This window comes from Pseudomonas sp. LBUM1674 (assembly GCF_059695635.1).
On sequence record NZ_CP166779.1, the window covers coordinates 4,691,709 to 4,708,513 of the forward strand.

13 protein-coding genes and 4 pseudogenes are annotated in these 16,805 nt (G+C 58.7%); 13 read left to right on the plus strand and 4 right to left on the minus strand.

Annotated features, from left to right (window positions below):
* Positions 1-215: 215 nt before the first annotated feature.
* From ACA067_RS21600 to ACA067_RS21610, 3 genes and pseudogenes are all read left to right on the plus strand, one after another.
* Positions 216-341, plus strand: a pseudogene (locus ACA067_RS21600) (thiazole synthase); the annotation flags it as partial.
* Between the two features lie 35 nt (positions 342-376).
* The gene (locus tag ACA067_RS21605) at positions 377-2,041 is read left to right on the plus strand and encodes a GMC family oxidoreductase (RefSeq protein ID WP_497458418.1); all 1,665 of its coding nucleotides are present in this window, start codon (positions 377-379) and stop codon (positions 2,039-2,041) included.
* A 161-nt stretch (positions 2,042-2,202) separates the two neighbouring features.
* A complete protein-coding gene (locus tag ACA067_RS21610; RefSeq protein WP_497458419.1) occupies positions 2,203-3,336 on the plus strand; it encodes a pyridoxal-phosphate-dependent aminotransferase family protein in 1,134 nt (377 codons plus the stop codon).
* Positions 3,337-3,466: 130 nt separating this feature from the next.
* Here ACA067_RS21610 and ACA067_RS21615 read toward each other — a convergent pair whose 3' ends face one another.
* The gene (locus ACA067_RS21615) at positions 3,467-3,715 is read right to left on the minus strand and encodes a hypothetical protein (RefSeq protein WP_497458420.1); all 249 of its coding nucleotides are present in this window, start codon (positions 3,713-3,715) and stop codon (positions 3,467-3,469) included.
* A gap of 220 nt (positions 3,716-3,935) precedes the next feature.
* Between ACA067_RS21615 and ACA067_RS21620 the strand changes: the two genes are divergently transcribed.
* Together ACA067_RS21620 and ACA067_RS21625 are read left to right on the plus strand one after the other, a co-directional pair.
* Positions 3,936-4,916, plus strand: coding sequence for an AAA family ATPase (locus ACA067_RS21620; RefSeq protein ID WP_497458421.1), 981 nt, complete (start codon positions 3,936-3,938; stop codon positions 4,914-4,916).
* Positions 4,917-4,936: 20 nt separating this feature from the next.
* Positions 4,937-6,664 (plus strand): cobaltochelatase CobT-related protein, encoded by a 1,728-nt coding sequence (locus ACA067_RS21625; protein WP_497458422.1) that lies wholly within the window; start codon positions 4,937-4,939, stop codon positions 6,662-6,664.
* A gap of 173 nt (positions 6,665-6,837) precedes the next feature.
* Here ACA067_RS21625 and ACA067_RS21630 read toward each other — a convergent pair whose 3' ends face one another.
* Positions 6,838-8,268 (minus strand): amino acid permease, encoded by a 1,431-nt coding sequence (locus ACA067_RS21630; RefSeq protein ID WP_497458423.1) that lies wholly within the window; start codon positions 8,266-8,268, stop codon positions 6,838-6,840.
* Between the two features lie 360 nt (positions 8,269-8,628).
* Here ACA067_RS21630 and ACA067_RS21635 point away from each other — a divergent pair, with 360 nt between their 5' ends.
* The 3 genes and pseudogenes from ACA067_RS21635 (at position 8,629) to ACA067_RS21645 (ending at position 10,919) form a co-directional block, all read left to right on the plus strand.
* A complete protein-coding gene (locus ACA067_RS21635; RefSeq protein ID WP_497462827.1) occupies positions 8,629-9,204 on the plus strand; it encodes an SMI1/KNR4 family protein in 576 nt (191 codons plus the stop codon).
* Between the two features lie 159 nt (positions 9,205-9,363).
* Positions 9,364-9,888 (plus strand): annotated as a pseudogene (locus tag ACA067_RS21640) (DUF4303 domain-containing protein).
* A gap of 290 nt (positions 9,889-10,178) precedes the next feature.
* The gene (locus ACA067_RS21645) at positions 10,179-10,919 is read left to right on the plus strand and encodes a Mut7-C RNAse domain-containing protein (protein ID WP_497458424.1); all 741 of its coding nucleotides are present in this window, start codon (positions 10,179-10,181) and stop codon (positions 10,917-10,919) included.
* Between the two features lie 137 nt (positions 10,920-11,056).
* Here ACA067_RS21645 and ACA067_RS21650 read toward each other — a convergent pair whose 3' ends face one another.
* A complete protein-coding gene (locus ACA067_RS21650; protein ID WP_497458425.1) occupies positions 11,057-12,268 on the minus strand; it encodes an MFS transporter in 1,212 nt (403 codons plus the stop codon).
* A 45-nt stretch (positions 12,269-12,313) separates the two neighbouring features.
* Positions 12,314-13,459: an alpha/beta hydrolase gene (locus ACA067_RS21655; RefSeq protein WP_497458426.1), complete on the minus strand. Its 1,146-nt coding sequence runs from the start codon at positions 13,457-13,459 to the stop codon at positions 12,314-12,316.
* A 96-nt stretch (positions 13,460-13,555) separates the two neighbouring features.
* Between ACA067_RS21655 and ACA067_RS21660 the strand changes: the two genes are divergently transcribed.
* The 5 genes and pseudogenes from ACA067_RS21660 to ACA067_RS21680 all read left to right on the plus strand — a co-directional run bounded on the left by ACA067_RS21660 (position 13,556) and on the right by ACA067_RS21680 (position 16,223).
* Positions 13,556-14,449 (plus strand): LysR family transcriptional regulator, encoded by an 894-nt coding sequence (locus ACA067_RS21660; RefSeq protein WP_497458427.1) that lies wholly within the window; start codon positions 13,556-13,558, stop codon positions 14,447-14,449.
* A 184-nt stretch (positions 14,450-14,633) separates the two neighbouring features.
* Complete coding sequence (locus ACA067_RS21665) at positions 14,634-14,924, plus strand: hypothetical protein (RefSeq protein WP_489256653.1); 291 nt, start codon at positions 14,634-14,636, stop codon at positions 14,922-14,924.
* Between the two features lie 267 nt (positions 14,925-15,191).
* Positions 15,192-15,413: pseudogene (locus ACA067_RS21670) on the plus strand (metal/formaldehyde-sensitive transcriptional repressor); the annotation flags it as partial.
* A pseudogene (dmeF, locus tag ACA067_RS21675) lies at positions 15,409-16,107 on the plus strand (CDF family Co(II)/Ni(II) efflux transporter DmeF); the annotation flags it as partial. The pseudogenes ACA067_RS21670 and dmeF, both read left to right, overlap by 5 nt.
* Positions 16,047-16,223: a DUF1289 domain-containing protein gene (locus tag ACA067_RS21680; RefSeq protein WP_497462828.1), complete on the plus strand. Its 177-nt coding sequence runs from the start codon at positions 16,047-16,049 to the stop codon at positions 16,221-16,223. The pseudogene dmeF and the gene ACA067_RS21680, both read left to right, overlap by 61 nt.
* The last annotated feature ends 582 nt before the right edge of the window (positions 16,224-16,805 follow it).

The window sequence follows — 16,805 nt, forward strand, 5'->3', positions numbered from 1 at the left end:
GTACTCGGCATCGCAACGCAGCACTGCCCGATCCACCCCTGGAGACGAAACTAAGAACAAGCAGCGCGCGCAGTTAGAACCAGTTATTGCCCACGCATGATGCCAGCCGTCAATCACCGCACTGGACCAGCGCCGCAGCCGCGACTGGCTCTTTCAAGCGCTGCGCCAATCCCCCCACCCTGCGAGCACGATAGCCGTCACCTGCAGGAGAACCGCCGATCCGCATGGCCTCGGCGATGCGCAAAGCGGTCGAGGCTGGCCGCGAAGCCTACCTGGCAGGACGCATGCCGCGCCGACTCAGCGGGGACGCCTCCTCGCCGTTGAGCGGCCTGTTCCTGTAAAGGGTTCACAACTATAAGAAAAAAGAGGATTTCGGATGTCACGTGCCTATGACTTCGTCATTGTCGGCGCCGGCTCAGCCGGTTGTGTACTGGCCAATAGACTCAGCGAAAACGGACGATACAGCGTTTGCTTGCTCGAGGCGGGGCCTGCGGATCGGTATCCGTGGATCCACATCCCGATTGGCTACGCCAAGACCATGTTCCACCCGGTATACAACTGGGGCTTCTACACCGATCCAGATCCCGGCATGAACGACCGGCGCATCTACTGGCCGCGCGGCAAGGTGTTCGGTGGTTGCAGTTCAATCAACGGTCTGATTTTCATTCGTGGCCAGCGCGCCGATTACGATGCCTGGGCCAACGCCGGTAACGCTGGCTGGGGCTGGGACGATGTATTGCCCTACTTCCGCCGCGCCGAGTGCAACGACCTGGGTCCCGGGCCCACTCGCGGCACCGACGGGCCGTTATCGGCGTCCAGCATCAAGGCGCGGCATCCCCTCACCGAAGGCTTTATCGGGGCGGCCAAAGAACTTGGCGTACCTCACATCCAGGACTTCAACACCGGTGACCAGGAAGGCGTCGGCTACTACCAACTGACCACTCGCAAGGGTTTGCGCTGCAGCACCGCGGTGGCCTACCTGCACCCCGCCAAGCGTCGTCCAAACCTGACCATCGAGGCGCTCGCCCAAGCCGAAAAAGTCCTCTTCGAAGGAACCCGTGCAGTCGGCGTCCAGTACCGCCAGAACGGTCAGTCGCTGACCGTAAAGGCCCGGCGCGAAGTGATTCTCAGCGCCGGTGCGCTGCAATCACCGCAGTTACTGCAACTCTCCGGCATCGGCCCTTCGCAGTTGCTGCAAAAATTCAATATTGCGCCGGTACATACGCTGCCGGGCGTGGGTGAAAACCTGCAGGACCATTTGCAGATTCGCTTGATCTACGAATGCACCCAACCGATCACCACCAACGATGACCTGCGTTCGCCGCTGCGTAAGTTGCGCATGGGCCTGCAATGGCTGCTGACCCGCAGTGGACCCCTGGCCATCGGCATCAATCAGGGCGGGTTGTTCACCCGAGTGCTGGAACAAAACGGCACACCCGACATTCAGTATCACTTCGGTACCCTTAGTGCCGACTCTGCGGGCGGCAGCGTGCATCCCTTCTCGGGCTTCACGATGTCGGTTTGCCAATTGCGCCCCGAAAGCCGCGGGCATGTGCGCATCACCTCTACCGACCCCTTGCAACCGCCGTCGATGCAGCCCAATTACCTGTCGACCGAACTGGACCGCACAACGGTGATTGCAGCGGTGCGCTACACCCGCAAGCTGGCAGAGACCGGGCCACTCAAGCGTTTGATTCGCCGCGAGTACCGGCCTGGAATCGAGCACCAGAGCGACGAACAGATTCTCGAGTTCTGCCGTCAGTATGGGGCGACCATCTTTCACCCATCCGGCACCTGCAAGATGGGTAACGATCCGCTCGCCGTGGTGGATTCGCGCCTGCGCGTACACGGCGTGCAGGGATTGCGGGTGGTCGACTGCTCGATCATGCCGACACTGGTCTCGGGCAACACCAACGTCCCCGTGGTGATGATTGCCGAAAAGGCCTCGACGATGATTCTCGAAGACTGCCTCCAACCCAGCGCCCGCACCCATCACGCCATGGCGGCACCGGCGCCGGCACTGAGCACGGTCGCCTCCTGATGGAACATTAAAAGTAGCGTGCCGCGCGCCCTCCCCCCATGGACGCCAAGCAGATCTGCCCCGTCCAGCGGGCACTGCAAATTGATCCCGGACAACCTTGTCATTTGCCAAGGCTTAAGGCAGGGTCGATAACATTGACACTTCTGCCAAAGGAGTCACCCATGTCAAAGCTATATCCCAGCATCGATCCCGAGGGACTGGTCGAGTACTCGGTGGTCTACACCGACCGCTCGCTCAACCACATGTCGCAGGCGTTCCAAGGGGTGATGAACAACATTTCCAGCACCCTGAAACAGGTCTACAACGCCCAGGCCGTTGCGGTGGTCCCCGGCAGCGGCACATTCGGCATGGAAGCGGTGGCGCGGCAGTTTGCCGGCGGCCAGCAATGCCTGGTGATACGCAACGGCTGGTTCAGTTATCGCTGGAGCCAGATCCTTGAGATGGGCAACATCCCGGCGGCGACCACGGTACTCAAAGCCCGACCGGTTGAGGCTGGTCGCCAAGCCGCCTTCGCCCCACCACCCCTCGACGAAGTGCTGGCAACCATTCAGGCGCAGAAGCCGCAGATTGTCTTCGCACCCCACGTCGAAACCTCATCGGGGATCATCCTGCCCGATGACTACCTGCGCGCCGTCGGCGACGCCGTGCATGCGGTGGGGGGCCTGTTCGTGCTGGACTGCATCGCCTCGGGCGCGCTATGGGTCGATATGCACAAGTGCGCTATCGACCTGCTGATCAGTGCGCCGCAGAAAGGCTGGAGCGCGTCCCCTTGCTGCGCCTTGGTGATGTTCAGCCCCTTGGCCCTCGAGCGCATCGAGCAGACGCAGAGCAGCAGCTTCGCCTGCGACCTGAAAAAATGGCTGCAGATCATGCAGGCCTACGAACAGGGCGGGCATGCCTACCACGCGACCATGCCCAGCGATGCCCTGGCGCGTTTTAGCGATGTGATGAAAGAGACTCAAGACTACGGCTTCGACAAGGTCCGCGGCGAACAGCAGGCGCTGGGCGACCGGGTGCGCGCTTTGTTGACCGCCAAGGGTATCAAGAGCGTGGCCGCAGCCGGGTTTGAGGCGCCTGGCGTCGTGGTCAGCTATACCGACGATGCCGAGATGAAGAGCGGCAAGAAATTTGCCGAACACGGCCTGCAGATCGCCGCCGGAGTGCCGTTGCAATGCGACGAGCCGGCCGACTTCCAGACCTTTCGCATCGGTCTGTTCGGACTCGACAAGCTGCACAATATCGAGCGCACGGTCAGTACACTCGAACATGCGCTGAACGAGGTCATGGGTAACTAAGCCCTCATCTTCGCTGAGGCTCGCCGAGGAGGACAACCTCCGGCGAGCCCACGCATCGCTATCCCCTCAAACGGGCTTCTGCTGTACGCCTCTCGTGCGACATGGGGCAGGACCCGGCACTGAGTGGACCTCAGGCACTGACCTTATCGCTCTGCTGCTGCATCAGGCTGGCCATCCTGCGGCCAAACAGCTGAGCCAGCGCCTCAGGGTCGCCAGCGGCTTCGTCCAACGCCTCGACCACAGCCTGCAGGGTCGGCCGGGTCTTGGCCAACAGTTCGTCGATGTAATATTGCGCAGTGATCTGCATATGCGCCTCGTAGCGGCGAAAGAGTGCAAGGAGCTCCGGGTCCAGCTTGATTGTCAGGGTATCGGCGGACATCTGATTGACCTCTTAGGGTGGTTCGGCGGCAGCCGCCAGGGGTTTTACTCTCCGGGATCATCCTTAGCCGCCACCGTCCTGGACCCTAGAGCCAGTTTTCGCCCGAACGTGGCGCCAGCCACCCCGACTGGCCGCATCGGGTGCCGGTAACTGGTCCCTCCCCTACACAGGCCACATCCCTAGAATCAAGACCTCCTTTCCGGCCCCCAAGGCGATATTCATGACCGACCTGAACTTCGAACCCGCCAGCCGCCTGGTCCCTGTCCGGGAGTTGTTCGGTATCGACTCCAACATGCGCGTCCCGGTGTTCCTCACCCCAAACGAGCACGTGCCGGAGGTCGACTCGGCTTATCGCTTCAACCCGGAAGTCACCCTGGCGATTCTCGCGGGCTTCACCCGCAATCGCCGGGTGATGCTGCAAGGCCTGCACGGCAGCGGCAAGTCGACCCATATCGAACAGGTCGCTGCGAGGCTCAACTGGCCTTGCACGCGCGTCAACCTGGACGGTCATATCAGCCGCCTGGACCTGATCGGCAAGGACGGCATCGTCCTGCGTGAGGGTAAACAGGTCACCGAATTCAAGGAAGGCATCCTGCCCTGGGCACTGCGCCGCCCCATGGCGTTGATCTTCGACGAATACGACGCTGGCCGCCCGGACGTCATGTTCGTGATTCAGCGCATCCTCGAACGCGACGGCAAGCTCAACCTGCTCGACCAGAATCAGGTGATCCATCCACACCCCTCGTTCCGACTGTTCGCCACCGCCAACACCGTTGGCCTGGGCAACCTGAACGGGCTTTACAACGGCACCCAGGTGCTCAATCAGGCGCAGCTGGATCGCTGGAACATCGTCGCCACCCTGAACTACCTGCCCCAGGCCGAAGAAGTCGCGATCGTCGCAGCGCGGGTGCCACACCTGCTCGCCCGACACGGCGAACAGTTGCTGACGCAGATGGTGGCGGTGGCCGACCTGACTCGCCAAGGTTTCGCCGCGGGTGACCTGTCGACCCTGATGTCGCCGCGCTGCGTGATCTCCTGGGCGGAAAACATGGAGATCTTCAGCGATCCGGCGCTGGCCTTCCGCCTGTCGTTCCTCAATAAATGCGACGAAGCAGAGCGGCCAATCGTCGCCGAATACTACCAACGCTGTTTCGACCAGGAGCTGGCCGAATCGGCGTTCCCCCTGCTGGCACTGGCCTGAACCCGTAAAGGAAGCCCCCCATGACCCCGCCGCCACGCCGCGAGAAACGCCAGCAACAACTCGAGGAACTCTGCGCGGCGACACTGCGTGCACTCGCCGGTGAGCGGCGCGTACGCTATCGCGGCGGCCGCCTGGAAGTGCAGGAACGGCACTTCCCGGTGCGCGCCCCGCACCTGCACCCAGACCCCGAGCACGATGAGAGGCGCGCCTGGCGCGGGGTGGCTGATAGCCTGGCGCTGCGTTTGAAACACAGTGATCAGGCGCTGGTCCGCCAGGTTCTCCCCGCGCAGCCCATCGCGCGCCTGGTGTTCGAGCTGCTCGAGCAACTGCGCGTCGAGTCGTTGGTGGCCGACTGTCATCCCGGCGTGCGGCGCAATCTGTTGCAGCGCTTCGAGCAGTGGAGCCAGCAGTTTCTCGACGCTGGACAGACCGAGGGACACGTCGGCCTGCTGCTCTTCACCCTGGCGCAGATGAGCTGGATTCTGCTGTGTGGCAGCCGCGCCGGGGAACAGACGGAGAGGCTCATTGAAGCGCCACGCCTGAGCCTGCTCGGCCATTTCGGCGCGGCCTTCGGGCTGATGCGCCGCTGTCGCCATAACCAGGTGGCGTTTACCGAGCATGCCCTGTTGATTGCCGCCAAGGCACAGGAGCTGATCGAGCAACTGGATGCCGAACTGCTCGGCAACGACGAGCGCAAGGTCTCGGACATCGCCGAAAAGACTCATCTGGCCTTTGCCCTGCTACTGGACGTGGATCAGGATGGCGAGGGTGACGTCAGCAGCAGCGGTGCTGCCCAGGGTAATCCACGAGGCAGCAACAACGCCTTTACTTATCAGGTATTCAGCCGCGACTACGATTGCGAGCGTAACGCCACCAGCCTGGTACGGCCCGAATTGTTGCGCGAACTGCGCCAGCGCCTGGACCGTCGCCTGGCCGGCCAGGGCCTTAATCTGCCCCGCCTGGCCAAGCGATTGGGTGCCCTGTTGGCAGCGCCTCGTCGAGATGGCTGGGCCTTCGCCCAGACCGACGGACAGATCGATGCCGGCCGCCTCAGTCGCCTGATCATCAGCCCCGAGCAACGCGAGATTTTTCGCCACGAGCACGAGCGTCCGCACAGTGATTGCGTGGTCAGTCTGCTGATCGACAACTCCGGCTCCATGCGCAACCACATCGAGAGCGTCGCCTTGCTGGCTGACGCCTTCAGTCGTGCCCTGGAACTGGCTGGCGCTCGCAGTGAAATCCTCGGTTTCACCACCGGCCAATGGAATGGCGGGCGCCCTTTGAAGCGCTGGCGCGCCATGGGCCAGCCTGCCAATCCGGGAAGACTCAACGAGCTTAGCCATCTGGTCTACAAGGATGCCGAAACGTCCTGGCGCCGCGCCCGGCCGAACATTGCCGCGCTGCTCAAGTCCGATCTTTTTCGCGAGGGCATCGACGGCGAGGCGCTCCTCTGGGCACGTCAGCGGCTGCTGCAGCGCGACGCACGACGGCGCATCCTGATCATCATCTCCGACGGCTGCCCGATGGACAGCGCCACCCACCAGACCAACCAGCAGGACATCCTCGACCTGCACCTCAAGCAAGTGACACGACAGATCGAACAGGAGGGCAGCATCGAATTGTACGCCCTCGGCGTCGGTCTGGACCTGAGCCCCTACTATCGCCATAGCCTGGAGCTTGATTTGTCGCGCAGCCTGGACAATGCCGTATTCGACGAAATCCTGCGTCTGCTCAACGGCCGCCACTGACCCCCGATGATGCCTCCCCAGCGGGAGGTAGTCGGTGCGGTCCTGCTAATCCTCAACGTTGGTGCACTGCTATCGCGTCTGCGCGACCTGCTCGCGGTTGGCTGGCGCCCGGCGACAATAAGAAAAGTCGCCGAGCGGCGACTTTTCTTTAAAACCCTAACGAGTCGCAGCGGCTAACTGTTCGCCGGTACGACTTCCGGCAGGCCCTTGATCCGCCGCCAGATGCTGCGACTGATGAACGCCAACAGCAGAATCGCCAGGCTGGCTACGCCCAATGCCAGCGGCATGCGTTGCTCTGGTATGAAGGCCATGCCGGTCACTATGCCGAGCATGCCAAAGATGGCGACGTAGGTGAGGTAGGGATAGCACCACATCCGAACCTTGAGTTTCTCCGGCGCCTCGCGTTCCAGCTTCGCGCGCAAGCGCAGCTGAGACAGGGCGATCAGCACATAGACGAAGATCGCCACGGTGCCATAAGAGTTGACCAGAAAGGCGAAGATGGTGTCCGGCGACAGGTACGACATGATCACCGACAGATAGCCGAACAGCGTGCCGAAAAAGATCGCGCGGCGCGGTACGCCGCGCGAAGACAGCTTGGCCAGGCTGCGCGGTGCGTCGCCGCGCTTGGTCAGTGCGAACAGCATGCGCGAGGACGCATAGATGCCCGAATTGAGACAGGACAGCACGGCCGTTAGCACGATGGCGTTCATCACGTGCGCAGCCCAGTCAAAGCCCATGGCTGCCAGAGCGCTGGAATAAGGCGTGAGCATGGCGGGCGAGTCCCAGGGGACCAGGGTGACCACCAGCAGGATCGAGCCGACATAGAAGAATAGAACGCGGGTAATCACCGAGTTGGTGGCCCGCGCGACCGAGCGTACCGGATCGGCAGATTCGGCGGCGGCCACGGTGACGATCTCCGCACCGAAATAGAACCCGGTCGCGGCCACCGCGCCGGTCAGCACCGGGCCGATGCCGTTGGGCATGAAGCCGCCGTGACTGAGCATCGAACTCAGCCCATGGTGGGTTTCGGTCGGCCACATGCCTAACAGATACAGCCCGCCCAGCAGCAGAAAAACCAGGATCGCCGCGACCTTGATCGAGGAGAACCAGAACTCGAACTCGCCGAAGGAGGCAACCGAGGCCAGGTTCGTGAAGGTCAGAATGATCATCAGCGTCAGGCTGATGGTCCAGGCCGGTACGTCCGGCAACCAGAACTGAATGAGCGAGGCGCCGGCCACGGCTTCAACGGCGACGACGATGACCCAGAAATACCAGTACATCCAGCCGGTGAGGAAACCGGCCAGTTGGCTCGACTGTGGATGATCGGCCCAGGCCATGCGTGCATATTCATAGAAGGACCCGACGGTCGGTATGGCGCAGGCCATTTCGCCGAGCATGCGCATGATCAGTATGACCAGTACGCCGGTGACCAGAAAGGAAATCAGGGCGGCGGGCCCCGCAGACTGGATGACCACACCGCTGCCGACGAACAGGCCGGCGCCGATAACACCACCGAGGGCGATCATGGCCATGTGACGTTGCTTGAGTCCCGATTGCAGGCCTCCGTTGGAGCTCTCCGATCGGGTTTGTTGAGGTACGGACATGCTGCTCACCCCATTCGTTATTATTTTAGGTTGAAAGGCAGTACAGAAGCAGTCGGTCATCGATCCTTCATGGTATGGGGAGCGAATCTGGCTGCCTGCGCAGTGTCTTCCGGGAGTGCAGAACTTTTTAGGACCAATTGCGGCGCGCTGCTGGAGCCACGTCAGGACATTGGGCGGCGGCGCAAATGTGGGCAAAGCAAACAGTCTGCAATCTATTTTGTCGTCGAGGAGGAGCCGGTCCGGTTCGCTCATCAAACGTGCGAGCATTGAACCTTCATTGGAAACCGTGATCGCAGAATGACTACGACCTGTCTCTGCGGTTCAAGGAAGAACAGGTTCATGAAGTCAAGCCAGGGACTGATGATTGTCGGAATCGACCTGGGTACTACCAACAGCCTGGTGGCTGTCTGGCATAACGACGCCAGTGTACTGGTACCTAACGCGCTGGGTCAGTTGCTGAGGGGCGAACCAAGGGTGCTGTCGACAGACGCCGAAGTCGATCAAGCGCAAGTTGCGCTGGGTAGCCAATTCCCAAGCGGTTACCGTGAATACATGACGCAGTTTGGCGAAGGCATTCTCGGTGGCGTGTACATCCGGATATACCCGCCGCATCAGATATTGCACGGTGAAAACAGCCAGGCTAACTGGCTGGAACGCATTAACCAATACTGGTTCTGGAATGACGACAAAGAACTGATGCCCAAGGAAAAGGCTCTGCAGTGCATCATCATTGGTGACACCTACGACGGTGACGAACTGATCATTCACCCTGGCGATCCTGAGCGCATTTATGTGTTGCTGCGTCACAGCGAAGCCGCGCTGGTTGCCGGCCACGGGCTGGTGGAAGCCATTGAATGGCTGTGCAGTTCAAACATCCTGACAGAAGCCTTTATCGAGCGGGATTTCGAACCGTTTGACAGTCGTGTGCAACAGTAAGAGGCCAAAACGTCGGGTATTTTCTTCGTTGGCACGGCGTGATGCCCTGCCCCATGGGCGCCTTGATCAAGGACGTTGTTGGTTAATCTCATACATGAACGATGCGTTCATCGCGCTCAAACCTGGCAACGACTCATGACCCTTACAGCGAGAAGCCCGATGTTGACCTTGAGCAGCAAACGTCTTCAACGAGAGATTCAGGCAGCGTCCCTCAAGGCAATCGAACAATTTCGCAAGGACTTTCCGAACGCCGAGGTCTGCGGATTCGCCCTGTATTCAGACGCCGATGCGCGAAGCCTGGTGCCGGCCTTTAATACCAAAGACCACCTGACACGTGTGCAGGCTGAAAACCCCGATGACCGCCAGTATTTCAAATAGTCTCCCGCCGAATGGAGCCACGAAGCCTTTGGCGGACACTTCTTCGCGGACCTGTCGAAAACGCTGTGGAGCATGGCCGACGCAACTTCCCTGGAAAATTTCGAACAGCATCGCAGGCAGGTTTTTGAGTTATGTGTGGCGGCCATGCAAAGGCTCACAGTCTCGACTTTCGAGCACGCCATTCATGTATTTTCAGTGTCTGACTTTGAAAGCGTACATGAGGAAATCGCCTGGATTTGTGCATTGAACACCCCTGAGCAGGCCGGCGAATTCAGGTCCTGGCTGGAGCAACACCCGGACGGGTGATGTATCGATGTAGATAAATGGCATTTTGGAACCATAACCGCTATCGCAAGGATCCTTCTGGGCTGCCGGCGGCTCCTTTTTGGCCCGGAAATGGTAGTGCCTGGTCCATAAGCTGGCTTCGACGTTGCCCTTCCAACAAAGCTCATAAATAATCGAATGCTCGTAGAATCCCTAGCGTTTCAGCGACCAGAATTCCTGATCGCTTTGTCTATGCTGGCTTTATCCATTTTACACTGCATGCCACCTTAACCGCGCGATGTTCATCCTGAAGCCCTGCCATACTGTTCAGTATGACCAGTGCAACTTTCCGCTTCTACGAGGAGCTCAACGATTTCCTGCCGGCCGAACGGCGGCGGCAGTCATTCACCTGCGAGTGCGCGCGAGGGGCGACGGTCAAGCACATGATCGAGGCGCTCGGGATACCGCACACGGAGGTCGAGCTGGTGCTGCTCAACGGCGAGTCGGTGGGCTTCGAGCGGGTGATCTTCGACGGTGACCGGCTGGCGGTGTATCCCAAGTTCGAAGCGCTGGACATCAGCCCGCAGTTAAAGGTTCGGGCGCAACCTTTACGGGTGCTGCGCTTCGTCGCTGATGCGCACCTGGGCGGGCTGGCCAGCCTGCTGCGCATGAGCGGCTTCGACACCCTCTACGACAATGGCTTCGAGGATGGCGAGATCGCCGAGATCGCTGCGCAGCAAGGACGTATCGTGCTAACCCGCGACCGCGAACTGCTCAAGCGGCGGATCATCAGCCACGGCTGTTACGTGCATGCCCTGAAACCGTCGCTGCAGCTGCGCGAATTGTACGAGCGCCTCGACCTGGCGCGTAGCGCGCGGCCATTCAGCCTGTGCCTTCATTGCAACCTGCCGCTGCACGAGATCAGCCCGGAACTGGCTCGGTCGCAGGTGCCGCCACGCATTGGCGCCCTCTATTCGCACTTCCTGCGCTGCGACGCCTGCCAACGGGTTTACTGGGAGGGCTCGCACTGGCGCGGCATGTGTGCATTGCTGGCACCTCTGCTGAACCGATAGTCGCGCGCATCGGTCGGCTGCGTTGCCAAGGATAATTGGCTTTTGCATCAGGTAGATAACGGCCAATAGCAGACGTTGGATCAAATCCGATCTGACAAATTGTGGACAGTTGCCTGCCTTACTCAATCTGCCTTCTATTAAACCTCGTTTCGCGATGTGAAAAAGGCCGTCACTGCCGCGAGTACCAGCAAGATAGAGCTTGCGAGAAATGTCATGCGATAGCCGCTCCCGTCGAACAGCAGCCCGCCGAGGGTAGAGCCCAACGCAATGGATAGCTGAATGACTGCCACCATCAGGCCGCCACCGGCTTCAGCATCCTTGGGCAACGCCTTGGCCAACCACGACCACCACCCCACAGGCGCCGCCGTCGCGATCAGGCCCCACAGCCCAAGCAGTACAAAAGCTGCCACGACTCCGCCGCCAAGGACAATCAAGGAAAGTGCAATGGCGGCCATCAAGAGTGGAATGCAGACCAGGACGCGGTACATTCCGGTTCTCAGGAAAGTGCCGATCAGAATGGTCCCGACAAAACCCGCCACGCCGATGACCAGCAGGATCATCGACAACATGGATACATCTACACCAGTGACGGTTTCCAGGAACGGGCGCAGATAGGTGAACAATACAAACTGCCCCATGAAGAAAATGCCCACACTCAACATGCCGAAACTGACCAATGGGCTCTTAAACAATCGGAAGACATTGCCAGCGCCCGGTTTGCGCGGCGCCGGCGTCATGGCTGGCAGGCTGATCCACTGCCAGATCAACGCGATGATCGCTACCGGAATAAGGCAGAAAAAAGCACCCCGCCAACCGATGACACTCCCCAGATAGCTTCCCAGTGGTGCGGCCACTACGGTTGCCAAAGCATTGCCGCCGTTGAAGATTGCCAGAGCCTTGGGCACGCTATGGGCAGGTACCAGGCGCATGGCCATTGCCGCCGACATCGACCAGAATCCGCCGATCACCACGCCAATCAGCGCACGACCAATCATGTACACCGTATAGTTCGGCGCCAGACCGACCACCAGCCCTGACACACACATAATCCCGGTCAGTAGAAGCAACAGCGTCTTGCGGTCCATTGAACCCGCTAGCCTGGAAATCGAAAGGCTTGTCAGCACCGCGAAGGCGCCGGAGATGGCGATCCCATACCCGGCCAGTCCTTCACTGATTTGCAGATCCGATGCAATTGGCGTGAGCAAACTGACAGGCATGAACTCCGAGGCGATCAGCGCGAATACGCACAGTGTCATCGCAAAGATGCCACTCCAGTAAGCCGGCAGTTCCCCAGTCCCCGGCGTGCCGAGGGCCTCACCTGCCGGGGTGTCGAATACTTGAGCCGTCATTCAAAAACCTCTCATCAAATAGTTGTTGGCTGAAGCACTGGCCTTTTAGCCAACCACCGTCAGGTGCCGGGTAAAAAAGGCGGTGAGCTTGGTCCAGGGAATCAAGTTCACGCGGTCGTACAGATCCACGTGACCCGCGCCGGGAACCCAGGCCAGTTCCTTAGGTTCGGCGGCGCGTTGGTAGGCGTCCTCGCTGAACTCTCTGGAGTGCGCCTGATCGCCAGATATGAACAGCAGCGGACGCGGGGAAATCGTTTCGATATCGTTGAATGGATAGAAATTCACGAACCTGACTTCACTGGTCAAGGCGCGATTTTGCGTCAGTTCCAACGTACTGCCATGAGGGATATGGATGCCGCGTGGCGTGCGATAGAAGTCCCAAAACTCGCGAGTTACCGGGTCGGTTTCCTTGCCAGGCTGCGCAGGCAGATAGTTCAGAAATTGCAATGTTTCGGTAGAGAACTCGTCATAGCGCCGCTCGGCGGCTTTGGCGAGCATGGCCTGGCGTTGCTCGACAGTCACTGAGTGCCTCAGACCATGACGGGTGACGGCGCCCATGTCGTACATGCTGACGGTGGCCACGGCTTTCAAACGCAGATCCATCTTGGCCGCACTGATGGCAAAGCCACCGCTGCCACAGATACCCAGTACGCCGATACGGTTGCGATCGATAAAGTCCCGCGTGCCAAGGTAGTCAACGGCGGCACTGAATGCGTCGGCATACATTTCGGGGGCAACCTGGTTACGAGGCAGGCCCTCACTCTCTCCCCAGAAAGGCAAGTCAATCGCCAGCGTGATGAAGCCTTGTTCCGCCAGCTTTTGTGCATAGAGCATGGAGCTTTGCTCTTTGACTGCTCCCATGGGATGACCGACGATAATTGCTGGCGCTTTAACGTTTCTAGCCAGATTTTTGGGCGTTACAAGATTGCCCACAATTTGAAGATTGTATGAGTTCTTGAAGGTCACCTTTTGCACGGTGACCTTGTCGCTTTTGTAAAAATTGTCGGCGCCTTCCGGCGGGCTGACAGCGCTTTTCGAGTCAGCTGCCAAGGCAGAAACGCCTGCGACTGAAAGGACGCCCAGAGCCGCAATGCTGACGCCGGTGGCCTTTACGAATGCGCGCCGATCAAGCCCTGGAGAGTCCAAGGCTTCTGTAGCTTCAAGGAGGGTTACAGGTGTCTCGCTCATCATCAGTACTCCGTTCCAGATAGGTGACAGAGCTTGACGGATTAGAGATATCTTGATTAGTAGGCGTAATCTTCATGTGGTTTTGAGAAAAACTCAGCAATGGCCAATACCAAAGTCAACGATCTTCAAGCTTTTCTGGCGGTGGCGCGAGATCAAAGCTTTACGAAAGCCGCCGCCAAACTGGGCATTACTCCTTCTGCGCTGAGTCATACGATCCGGGCACTTGAACAAAGACTGGGGATACGACTGCTGGCCCGTACGACACGCAATGTGTCGCCCACAGAGGCGGGAGAAAGATTGATGCGCTCGATCGCTCCGCTTTTTGATCAGATCACCGCCGAGCTTGAAGCGCTGGGCGAGCTGCGGGACAAGCCCAGTGGCACGATTCGTATTTCCTGTACTGATGATCAGATTGAGTTGTGCATTCGGCCGATGCTTGCAAGCTTCCTGAAGAGCTACCCGGATATCACCCTGGAGTTCTACGTCGACTATGGATTCACCAACGTGGTCGAGGAGCGATTTGATGCTGGCATTCGCATGGGCGAATCGATCAGCAAAGACATGATCGCCGTTCGCATAGGGCCGGATTGGCGGTTGGCTGTGGTGGGCTCTCCAGAATATTTCGAACGCAACCCGGCACCAACAACCCCCCATGAGTTGACCGGGCATGACTGCGTGAATATCCGACACAGACCATCAGGGGTGATCTACGCATGGGAATTTGAAAGGAATGGCCAGGCTTTTACCGTCAAGGCAGATGGACAACTTGTTTTCAACAGCATCATGCATGTACTCAATGCCGCCGTTGATGGCGTTGGCTTGGCCTACGTACCAAAGGAATTGGTAGCACCCTATCTGGCCGACGGCCGACTCAAAGAAGTCTTGGCCGACTGGTGCCCTGAGTTTCAGGGTTACCATTTGTATTACCCCAACAGACGCCAGGCGTCTCCCGCCTTTTCTGCATTGGTGGAGGCGCTGAAATATAGAAGCTGAGCCTTCTACATTCGACGCGCGGCAACGTCTGCTATGGGACCAAAAGCTGCCGGTGGTCGTTGCATTTCGCTTCTCGCCGGCAAGTGGCTAAGCTTAATAAATCGGGGTGAATTGAAACCTGGGTGATAGCGGCCATCAGCGGATCTGGATAGGCATCAAGACGCTGCTCCCAAAGGAGACGACTATGTATGCGGTTATAAGAACCTACTTGGGTACTGGAGCAAAGCAGCTTTTCGAGCTTTTGGAAGAGCGCAAAACCGACGTCGAAGCTACCCTGCGGACAGTGCCTGGCCTCGTAAGCTACACACTGCTGAATACTGGTGATGGTGGTACGTCGGTGACTGTTTGCACGGACAAGGCCGGCAGCGATGCGAGCTTGAAAGTCGCACGTGAGTGGATTCAGAAAAATGCATCAAATATCCACGCGGACCCGCCGATCGTAACGGAAGGTCCGGTCATTGTGCAGATCAATTGACGCGCCCTTCCGATTGATCTCACGACACTATCACTGACGCAGGTTTTGTAGGTTTGCTTCGCGCTGATGTGATCGTCCGCAAACCATCAGATTGGGTTTGCGGTGGAAGCGAACGACGGCTCTGGGTCGATTGTTGCCCTTCGCGACAGGCAGCAATCGGCCAAAAGCGGCCCTTCGCTCCCCAGCAGTTCGTGACATCGCACCATTGCATAGGGGGTGGGGTATGCCATTATTTTATATAGGTAAGGGGGGTATAGTACGGGTCATATAGCTTCAAACAAAAACGATCTACTCAAGCGTGTAAAGCGTATTGCCGGTCAAATCCAGGCCGTTGAAAGGGCTTCGGAGTCGGATCATGACTGTGCCAAAACCCTGCATTTGGTCGCCGCTACACGCGGAGCCATAAATGGATTGATGGACGAAATCATCGAAGAGCACGCTAGGGAACACGTTGCTAACCCAGCGCTCAGCGATGAGGAACGTGGTCGGAGACTTGGGTGGCTTCGCATCAGCTTTAATCCTGGGGCTGGTTTCCTTGGGAATCGCCGTAGAGTCTGTCATACGTCTACTTCAGCCTACCGAAGTTCAATTCGGTACCGCGACCCTCATCGCCATAGTCGGACTGGTAGTCAATATCGTGAGCGCGCTGTTACTCGGCCACGGTCATAGCCATGGGCACGATCATGATCACGATCATGGCCATACCCACAGCACTCACGGCAACGATAACAACCTGAGATCGGCTTACGTTCATGTGATCGCCGATGCCCTGACGTCGATCCTCGCCATCGCGGCGCTGCTTGCAGGACGGTATCTCGGATGGGTCTGACTGGACCCGGTAATGGGCATCGTAGGCGCCATCGTTATTGCTCGGTGGGCCTGGACTTTGATGAGGGCGACCGCCAGCGTTCTCTTGGACCAGACGGATGATCATGTTGCCGAGGAAATTCGAGAACTGGTTGAGCAACCTGGTGATGCGACCATTACGGACTTACACGTCTGGCGGGTAGGTCCTGAGGCCCATGCGGCAATTGTGAGCGTAGTCGGCAAATCGACGCTGGACGCAGATAGCATTCGTGCGCGCCTCAAACCTGTTCACGAAGTGAGCAACCTCACCGTTGAATTTCAGAAATTGAGAACCCGTGCATCTCGACTTGCCAGCTCAATGGTGACCTGTGCGTGAGCTGTGGACGAAGCAAGGATGATATTCGCAAGTGGAAACGGATGAAGCGCCCGGAGAAAATGGCCGCTGTTCAGAGGGCGAGCGTGCGGTTGAAGGCGTTGAAAAAGGCCAAGTGACGGCCCGGAGGACGATCATCAGAGCACGCAGTCGTATTCGTCTCGACCGCTAACGATTGCAGGCAGTAATGCTGACAGCCAACCGTTACCAGTATCGGTGAAGGCGGGACGGACTATCTATATTGGGTCGAAACCTGCCCTTCATGACCGGCAGATATCGGCCAGAAGCAGCGATCAATTGAGTCTATTAACCTAGGATCCATGTGATGTGGTCATACCCTAAAAATTAATCGCGTGCTCCCTCGAGCGCTGGACTGGCACGACTACGCGGCGCGTGACCTTCCTGATTGGGAACGCTCTGTAGGTGCCAGGACGCCGTATGACGAAACGAGGTTCCTGAATGCCTTACCGAGACCCAGCTCACCACTACTCAAGAACCTTTGACTAATGAGACTTTTGATGTAACGAATTATTTCAGGGAGGTTTACCTATAGACTAGCCCCTTATACGATGAAAGCCGCATTTACTACTCTCCATTAGGTCTGAGTCGACGATGATTAGACACTGACTGTCAACGGTGTAACAAAGCTATGATTTCTGGCCGCGCAAAGTTAGCGCGTGAAATAATAAACAGCAGCTGGA